This window comes from Rhodococcus sp. (in: high G+C Gram-positive bacteria) (assembly GCF_049591685.1).
Taxonomy (GTDB): Bacteria; Actinomycetota; Actinomycetes; order Mycobacteriales; family Mycobacteriaceae; genus Rhodococcoides.
The window spans coordinates 20,184-27,844 of the sequence record NZ_JBAWFH010000191.1 but is presented as its reverse complement, the minus strand read 5'-3'; the positions used below and the strand labels follow the sequence as shown (position 1 = coordinate 27,844).

Annotated in this window: 6 protein-coding genes and 2 pseudogenes; 5 read left to right on the top strand and 3 right to left on the bottom strand. The window is 65.6% G+C overall.

The genetic code is table 11. The features are described from left to right. A pseudogene (locus WBQ44_RS08250) lies at positions 1-274 on the bottom strand (hypothetical protein); the annotation flags it as partial. 76 nt (positions 275-350) lie between these two features. Between WBQ44_RS08250 and WBQ44_RS08245 the strand changes: the two are divergent. Together WBQ44_RS08245 and WBQ44_RS08240 are read left to right on the top strand one after the other, a co-directional pair. Next, positions 351-1,103: a lysophospholipid acyltransferase family protein gene (locus tag WBQ44_RS08245; RefSeq protein WP_495566221.1), complete on the top strand. Its 753-nt coding sequence runs from the start codon at positions 351-353 to the stop codon at positions 1,101-1,103. Positions 1,104-1,150: 47 nt separating this feature from the next. Beyond that, a pseudogene (locus WBQ44_RS08240) lies at positions 1,151-1,831 on the top strand (fumarylacetoacetate hydrolase family protein). A 10-nt stretch (positions 1,832-1,841) separates the two neighbouring features. Here WBQ44_RS08240 and WBQ44_RS08235 read toward each other — a convergent pair. After that, a complete protein-coding gene (locus WBQ44_RS08235) occupies positions 1,842-2,585 on the bottom strand; it encodes a CPBP family intramembrane glutamic endopeptidase (protein WP_495566220.1) in 744 nt (247 codons plus the stop codon). 156 nt (positions 2,586-2,741) lie between these two features. Between WBQ44_RS08235 and WBQ44_RS08230 the strand changes: the two genes are divergently transcribed. Then, positions 2,742-3,569, top strand: coding sequence for an HAD family hydrolase (locus WBQ44_RS08230; RefSeq protein WP_495566219.1), 828 nt, complete (start codon positions 2,742-2,744; stop codon positions 3,567-3,569). Positions 3,570-3,629: 60 nt separating this feature from the next. Here WBQ44_RS08230 and WBQ44_RS08225 read toward each other — a convergent pair whose 3' ends face one another. After that, the gene (locus tag WBQ44_RS08225) at positions 3,630-5,837 is read right to left on the bottom strand and encodes an N-acetylmuramoyl-L-alanine amidase (protein WP_495566218.1); all 2,208 of its coding nucleotides are present in this window, start codon (positions 5,835-5,837) and stop codon (positions 3,630-3,632) included. A 273-nt stretch (positions 5,838-6,110) separates the two neighbouring features. Between WBQ44_RS08225 and cobM the strand changes: the two genes are divergently transcribed. Continuing rightward, positions 6,111-6,860 (top strand): precorrin-4 C(11)-methyltransferase, encoded by a 750-nt coding sequence (gene cobM, locus WBQ44_RS08220; protein WP_495566217.1) that lies wholly within the window; start codon positions 6,111-6,113, stop codon positions 6,858-6,860. Continuing rightward, a complete protein-coding gene (gene cobF / locus WBQ44_RS08215; protein WP_495566216.1) occupies positions 6,857-7,609 on the top strand; it encodes a precorrin-6A synthase (deacetylating) in 753 nt (250 codons plus the stop codon). Before cobM ends, cobF begins: the two co-directional genes overlap by 4 nt. The last annotated feature ends 52 nt before the right edge of the window (positions 7,610-7,661 follow it).

The window sequence follows — 7,661 nt, the reverse complement described above, 5'->3', positions numbered from 1 at the left end:
CGCCGCCGGAGTCGAGGTCCGCCAGGAATGCGCGCAGAGCCGACGCTGCCTGCGGGCTCCCCGGCACCTCGCCGACATCAGGTCCCGGCGGCGGGGCGACGGTGGTGCTGGTCGGAACCGTGGTCGCGACGGGGTTCGTCGTGGTCGTGGTCGTCGGTGCGGAGGGCGTGTCGGTGGGGATGCCCTGTTGGCCGTCACCTCCGCAGGCTGCGAGCGTCGCGACTGCCCCCAGCAGTGCGACGGTGGTGTACGCGATACCGCGAAGCGAACTCATGTTCAGCTGACCTTCCCAGTGGTCCGATTGGCCGCATCTTCTCCCCGAGCCGCCCATACGACTACGCTAGCCGACTGTGGAACCCGTCTACCGATCCGTCATCGGCATTGCCCGTGTGGTCTTCGCGTTCGAGGGCCTGAAATTCGAGGTCGAGGGCGAGGAGAACATCCCTGCTACCGGTGGTGCGGTCATCGCCGTCAACCACACCGGTTACCTGGACTTCACCTACGCAGGGCTTCCGCCGCGCTCGGTCAAGCGGTACATCCGCTTCATGGCCAAGAAAGAAGTCTTCGACAACAAGATCTCCGGCCCCATCATGCGGGCCCTCAAGCACATCCCGGTCGACCGCGGAGCGGGAGCAGAGTCGTACAAGGCGGCGGTGACGCATCTGAGCAAGGGCGAACTCGTCGGTGTCTATCCCGAGGCCACGATCAGCCGGAGCTTCGAGATCAAGGAATTCAAGTCCGGTGCGGCTCGGATGGCTATCGAAGCCGGGGTTCCGATCATCCCCACCGTCATCTGGGGCGCGCAGCGCGTGTGGACCAAGGGTTTCCCGAAGAGGCTCGGACGCACCAAGACTCCGATTCGCATCGCCGTCGGCGCTCCGATCGATCCGGTCGGGCCGCCCAACGAGTTGACGGCAAAGTTGCACTCGACGATGACGGAGATGCTCGCAAAGCTGCAGGAAGGTTACGAGCACGAGTCCGGCGCCTACTGGGTGCCTGCGCGGCTCGGCGGCAGCGCCCCGACGCTCGAGGAAGCAAACAAGGTCGACGCCGAAGACGTCGCCGCGAGAGCTGCTGCACGAGAAGCGAAGAAGAACAGCTAGTTTCACCTCGTTCGTACCCGCAGTTCTACCTCGATAAGGCGTAGAGAATGAAGTTACGACGTGTGCGGACGGACGACGGTATTGCTGCCGAACGCCTCGGTGACGACGGCCAGTGGCATCCACATGCCGATCTGGGGCCGTTGGGCGGCAACAACTTCGACGAGCGGTGGTTGCGCGAGACGGCCGACCTTCACGACTCCGATCAACTGTTGCCGTTCCAGCCGCTGTCGTTTTGCGACTTCCTGCTGTACGAAAAGCACAACATCGATGCGAGTAGAGGCCTCGTCAGGCGCTTCCATCCCGGGCAGTATCGTGCCACCGCGATCGGCGCGTTCGTACTGCTCGACGACTTCAGTGCGCGAGATGTTCAGCGCTAAGAGATGGCCAGCGGCTTCTGGCCGCAGAAGTCGAAACACTTCGCCAACTCTCTGTCCGCCACAGCCGTCACCGCCGACGAGATACGCCCGCGCATCGACCAATTGACGGGTTCGGTTGTCATCAACGGCAAGACGGTTGCCACCGTCAGCAGCGCAGGCATGAAATGGAGTCTGGGCGAGGTGCTTGCTCACGCGTCGAAGAGCGAACGATTGCTGCCCGGCGAACTGTTCGGCACCGGAACGTTGCCCGGAGGCAGCGGTATGGAAACAGGCAACTGGCTGCGCGAGGGCGACACACTCGAACTCGACCTGGACGGTATCGGCAACGTTCGGCACACCATCACGAGGTGATGGGGGTGGTTCAGCCCGTCGACGCCTGCCACACCAGTGCGGCAGCGAGTGCGCCGACTCCGTTCAACGACCAATGCAGCGCGATCGGCGCAATCAGGCTTCCGCTTCGACGCCGCAGCCAGGTGAACACGAAACCCGCTGCAGCCGTCGCGACCACGGCCCCCACAATGCCGACGACCTGACCGAACAGTCCACCGCCGAGAAAGCTGCTGAAACCGGTGTTGTTCGCGGTCAACCCCAGCGACGACGCGATGTGCCACAGCCCGAACAGCAGCGAGCCCGCCGCGAATACTCCGCGGGCACCGTAGATACGACCGAGCGTGCCGTGCAGCACGCCGCGGAAGGCCAACTCCTCGGGAATGACCGTCTGCAAGGGAATAACGATCATCGACGCCACCAGCGCGGCCGACAGCGTCGCATACCTGTCGGCCATGAAGAACGGCCTGGTGATCGGCAACAACGCACCGATGGCGACGACCGTCACAACGACGCCGACAGCGCCCAGCGCGTACAGCGACCCGGTTTTCCACTGCCTCGGCGACAGCCCCAGCTCCGCCCACCCCAGCCCGCGCCGACGCGTCAGGGCCACCAGGGCGATCGCAGCCATCGGAACCGTCGCAATGCTCGCCCACACCGTCGTGAAATGCGCGATGAGATTGGTGATCACCAGCACTGATACCACGACGGCCACGTCGACGTAGCCGTGGAACCGGTGCCGCCGACCGACCGCCACAGCGTCTTTGGTCATCAGCATCCCGCCGAGTTTACGGATTTTTCGCGCACAGGGTTTCGGCGTTCACCATTGCCCGATAGTTGGGTGCACGGGGCCGGATGTGACTTTCGAGGGCAAGTATCGGGCAATGAGAGCGTCGGTAACCGTTCCTTACTGCATCAGGCAGAATGGTCGGCAATGCCTGCTACCAGCCGTACCCAGCCCCGTCTCGTTGCCAGCGACGTCGACGGCACACTTCTCGACGACAGCGAGAAGGTCACCGAACGCACCAGTCGTGCCGTGCTCGCGATGGTCGAGGGGGGCACTCCTTTCGTATTGTCCACCGGCAGGCCGCCGCGGTGGATTTCGCCGGTCGTCGATCAGCTGGGTTTCGCGCCGATGTGCGTGTGCGCCAATGGTGCAGTCATCTACGACAGCAACGCCGATCGCATTCTGGATGCTCGAACGCTGTCGTCGGAGACGCTCACCTGGTTGGCCGAGCTCGCGTACGCCACTCTGCCCGGGTGTGGATTGGCCGCGGAGCGAGTCGGCGTCACTGCTCACGACGCCGCGACGCCGCAGTTCGTCAGCTCACCCGGCTACGAACATGCGTGGCTGAACCCGGACAACACCGAGGTCTCGCAGGAAGAGGTACTCGACGTTCCCGCGGTCAAGCTGCTGATCAGACTGTCCGGCGCATCGAGCGGCGAGATGGCTGCAGCGCTGACGCCGCTCGTCGGCGAGAGCGCAGACCTGACCTTCTCGACCGACAACGGACTCATCGAACTGTCCGCCCCGGGGGTTACCAAGGCGTCGGGATTGACCACCGTGGCCGACCGGCTCGGGATCGGCGCAGCGGACATCGCGGCTTTCGGCGACATGCCCAACGATGTCCCGATGCTCCGGATGGCAGGCCTGGGCGTAGCAATGGGCAATGCGCACCCTGCCGCTCTCGCCGCTGCCGACGAGGTGACGACCACCAACGCGGACGACGGCGTCGCGCGCGTCCTCGAACGTTGGTGGTGACCCGCTTTCGTTGACAATGGCCCCGCACACGTGTGTGCGGGGCCATTGTCGTTCGGTGGACTAGGGCGCCGGGTCGGGCGCCAACTCCGGTGCTGGGGCGGGTGCCGGTACCGGCTCCGGGGCCGGCTCGATCGGTGCCGAGACCGGGTTCTGCATCTGCTGCTCGTAGGTGTCGTTATAGGTCTTGATCACCGTCGTGACGATTCCGGTGAGCTCATTGAAGATCAGCGAACCGTTCTCGAAGTCGGTGCGTAGACCCTCGGGCACGCGGTACTCGTCGGTCGTCGGGAGGCCGAGGTCACTGTTCTCGCCGCCGAGGGCCATGAACTGCTCGAAGATCTTTCCGATGACGGCAACGGCCTGGCCGGCTATCGAAGTGAAGATCGAGCCGTTCGCGAACTGGGCGCCCTCGCCGCCGCCCTTGACCTGAACCAATCCGCTGACGGGGGTACCGAGGATTCCGGTCTCGCCGCCGGTCGCCAGCCACTTCTGGGCAACCGGATTGCTCGATGCGAGGCGAACCAGCTCGTCGATCAAGCTCGGAATGTTCTCGCCCAGCGTGCCGCTGGCATCGGTCCGAGGCGAAGCCGGCGTGCCCTCCACCGGAGCATCGTCGGTCGGAGCATCAGTGCTCGGGTCCGGGTCGGTGACGCTCGCAGCATCGCCGGTGTAGGAGGCAGCGATGTCGCGGATCTCGCTCATCTTGGCGTAGGCGGCGTCACCCGGGCATGCCGTGTTGCCGACGTCGCGGTGCGCGAAGATGACAGGCAGGTCGACGCTCTGACCCTGGCCGACGAACGTGAAGTCGGTTCCCTCCGACACCATCGTCGTGGTGCCTTCCGGGTCGAGACCGTCCTTGCCGAGGCGCCATCCGAGGAACTTGCCGACCGAGTCGATGGTCTCCTGCGACGGAGACTCGGTGGAGTAGTCGCCCATCATCGCGATGCCGACGGTGTTCTCGTTGAAGCCTCCGGCGTGCGCGCCCTGGACCGCTCGATCGAGCCCACCTGCGCGGCCTTCGAAGATCTGGCCGAACTTGTCGACGAGCACGTTGTAGCCGACATCGCACCAGCCCAAAGTCTGTGCGTGGTAAGCGTAAATGGCGCGGACGATCTCAGCAGACTCCGACTTGGAGTACTCGTTGCTACCGGCGGTGTGGTGCACCGTGGCGCCGCCGAGGAAATCGTCGTACGTGGGGGTGGCGCAGCGGATGGATTCGTCGGCGCCCCACTGAGCACGGGAGATCACCTTGGGTCCGGCGTTGCCGGCGACGGGTGTCGCGAGGTCGGCGAGCGCGGAGTCGGCGGGGGAGCTGCCCGGCTGAATGAGCACGGCGCTGATGTCTGCCAACGCTGCAGCAGCTGGTTCTTGTGACCGCAGGGTTTCTTGCTGACGCAGTGGCTTGCTCACCGATGCCGGGACGTAACCGAGGGGCTGTTCCGGCGTGGGCGCAGGTGCCTCGGCTGTGGGTGCAATGGGTGCTGCGGGCGCGATGGGTGCTGCGGGCGCGATGGGTGCTGCGGGTGCAACAGGCTCGGGGCGAGGCGTCATCAGAACCTGGACGGCGTTGGTGGCGCCCACGTAGATGGGTTCGGTGCCCTGCTTGCCCGACACCGGTACGGCGTCGCTCGACCCGGTGTCGATGGGTTCCGTTGCGATCCAGGGTCCCCAGGATCCGTCTTCGAGCTGGCGGCGAACCTGCGCCACGGCGTTGTCGATCGTGGTCGAGGTGAGCGCGACCATGCTGAACGGGTCGTCCTGGCGAAGTTCCTTGACGACGGCGCCGAGCGGGGCGCCGGGGTCGTCGCCCTGAGAAACGTCGCCCTGAGAAACGTCGCCCTGGGAAGCGTCGTCGGTCGCGGCGGCTTCACCGGGCAGGGGAGCGGCGACATTGTTGCGGCCGAGCGAGGGAACCGGTGCCTGCGCAGACGGGCTCGTCGGAGCCGGAGCCGTGATGCCGGGGATCTCCGGGATCTCGAACGGCGGGATGGTGATGTTGTCCGGCAGCGGCAGGTACTTCAGATCGGACAGGCGAAGATCCGGCAGCGGCAGACCCGTCAGTTCCCGCAGGGGGATGACGATGTCCGGTGCCGTGTCCAGCGCTGTTTCGACGATCTTCGTCGGCACTGTCACAGGGGTGGTCTCGTTTGCTGCTCGAACGTCGGTGGACGCGGAGTCGCCGGAAATGCTGTAGACCGCCACGGGACTCGCGACGGCCAGCAAGGCGACAGCGCCGAGAACGATCGACGGCTTCGTTCGACGGTGCAAGGCGGTACTCCCTGGTTGTAGGTGCGGTCCTGCCGGTGGTTCGGGCAGGTCCGCGAAGCATCCAGCGACTGTGCGACGCGAATTGCTTCCGTTCGGATCCGTGGGTCGGTGAAGTTCGACGACGTTGCTGTGTGTGAAAATCGTGACTGCACTCGAGTCACACAAGCAACATGAACCCCATCCGACACAAGGCTAAACCTTAGCTTGAGAGTTAGCCAGGGCGGGGATTGCCTGTCGGCGCGGCGCGTCGCACGGGCGCCTACGCTCATCGACGTGACAGTCCACTTCATCGGTGCCGGCCCGGGTGCCGCCGACCTGCTGACGCTTCGCGCGGTCGGACACCTGCAACGCAGCCCGGTATGCGTCTACGCCGGCACGTACATCGACGACGCAATCCTCGCGCACTGCCCCGCCGACGTGCGCAAGGTCGACACCGCGAAGCTCGACCTCGACACCATCACCGCCGAGCTCGTCGACGCTCACCGCCGTGGCCAGGACGTCGCTCGCCTGTGCTCGGGGGACCCGTCTCTCTATTCGGCGCTGGCCGAGCAGTCGGCGCGCCTCGACGCTGCGGGGGTTCCCTGGGACGTCACGCCCGGGGTTCCGGCCTATGCAGCCGCGGCAGCGACACTGCGCGTCGAACTGACCGTGCCCGAGGTGACGCAGTCGGTTGTCCTCACCCGTACGCAAGCCCGCTCGACGGTGATGCCCGACGCGGAATCGCTGTCGGCCTTCGCGGCCACCGGGGCAACGCTGGTACTGCACCTGGCGATCACTCGGATACGCGTGCTCGTCGACGAGATCGTCGACCACTACGGCTCCGACTGTCCCGCTGCCGTGGTGTTCCATGCCAGCAAGCCCGATCAGCTCACGCTGACCGGAACGCTCGCCGACATCGCCGACCAGGTAGAGGCCGCCGGGCTACGTCAAGCAGCGGTCATCCTCGTCGGGCCTGCAGTCGGGCGCACACCGGGCGCCGAGTCGCATCTGTACGACGCGTGCCGAGAGCGTTCTGGCGCATGAAAATCAACGTCGTCGGCATCGGCGGTGGGCACCCGGATCAGATCACCGTCCAAGCCATTGCCCGGCTCGGCGAAGTCGACGTCTTCCTCGTCGCGGACAAGGGAGATTCCGTCGGTGACCTCGCGGAGGCTCGGGCCGAGATCCTCCGGCGTCACGTTCCGGGCGAGTACCGGGTAATCGCCGTCCCGGATCCCGAGCGTGACCGCAAGCCCCGCGACTACGGCACTGCCGTGCTCGACTGGCACGACGCCCGCGCCCGCGCATACGAGGCCGTGCTGCGAAGCCTCGATCCGTCGACCACCGTCGGATTCCTCGTCTGGGGTGATCCTTCTCTCTACGACAGCACCATTCGAGTCGTCGAGCGGGTCCGCGATTTTGGCAACCTCGACATCGACTTCTCCGTGACGCCGGCAATCAGCAGTGTCTCGATGCTGGCGGCGTCACACCGGCTCGTCCTGAACCGCATCGGCGGCCCCATCGTCATCACCACAGGCCGAGCACTGACAAAAGACGCCGCGGCGGGTGCCGACAACATCGTCGTCATGCTCGACGGAGCCCTGACCTGCCGCGAACTGGTCGGCGGCGACATTTGGGGCATCCACTGGGGAGCGAACCTGGGAACGGACGATGAAAGGTTGGTGGCGGGCCGGCTCGACGACTGTGTCGGGGAGATCGAGCGGGTGCGAGCGGAGTTGAAGGAAGAGCACGGCTGGGTGATGGACACGTACCTGCTGCGTCGGTCGATCTGACGCACAGCGCTCCGCGCCCGTGCGTGGTTGGTGTTGCTCCAGCGACACGAAC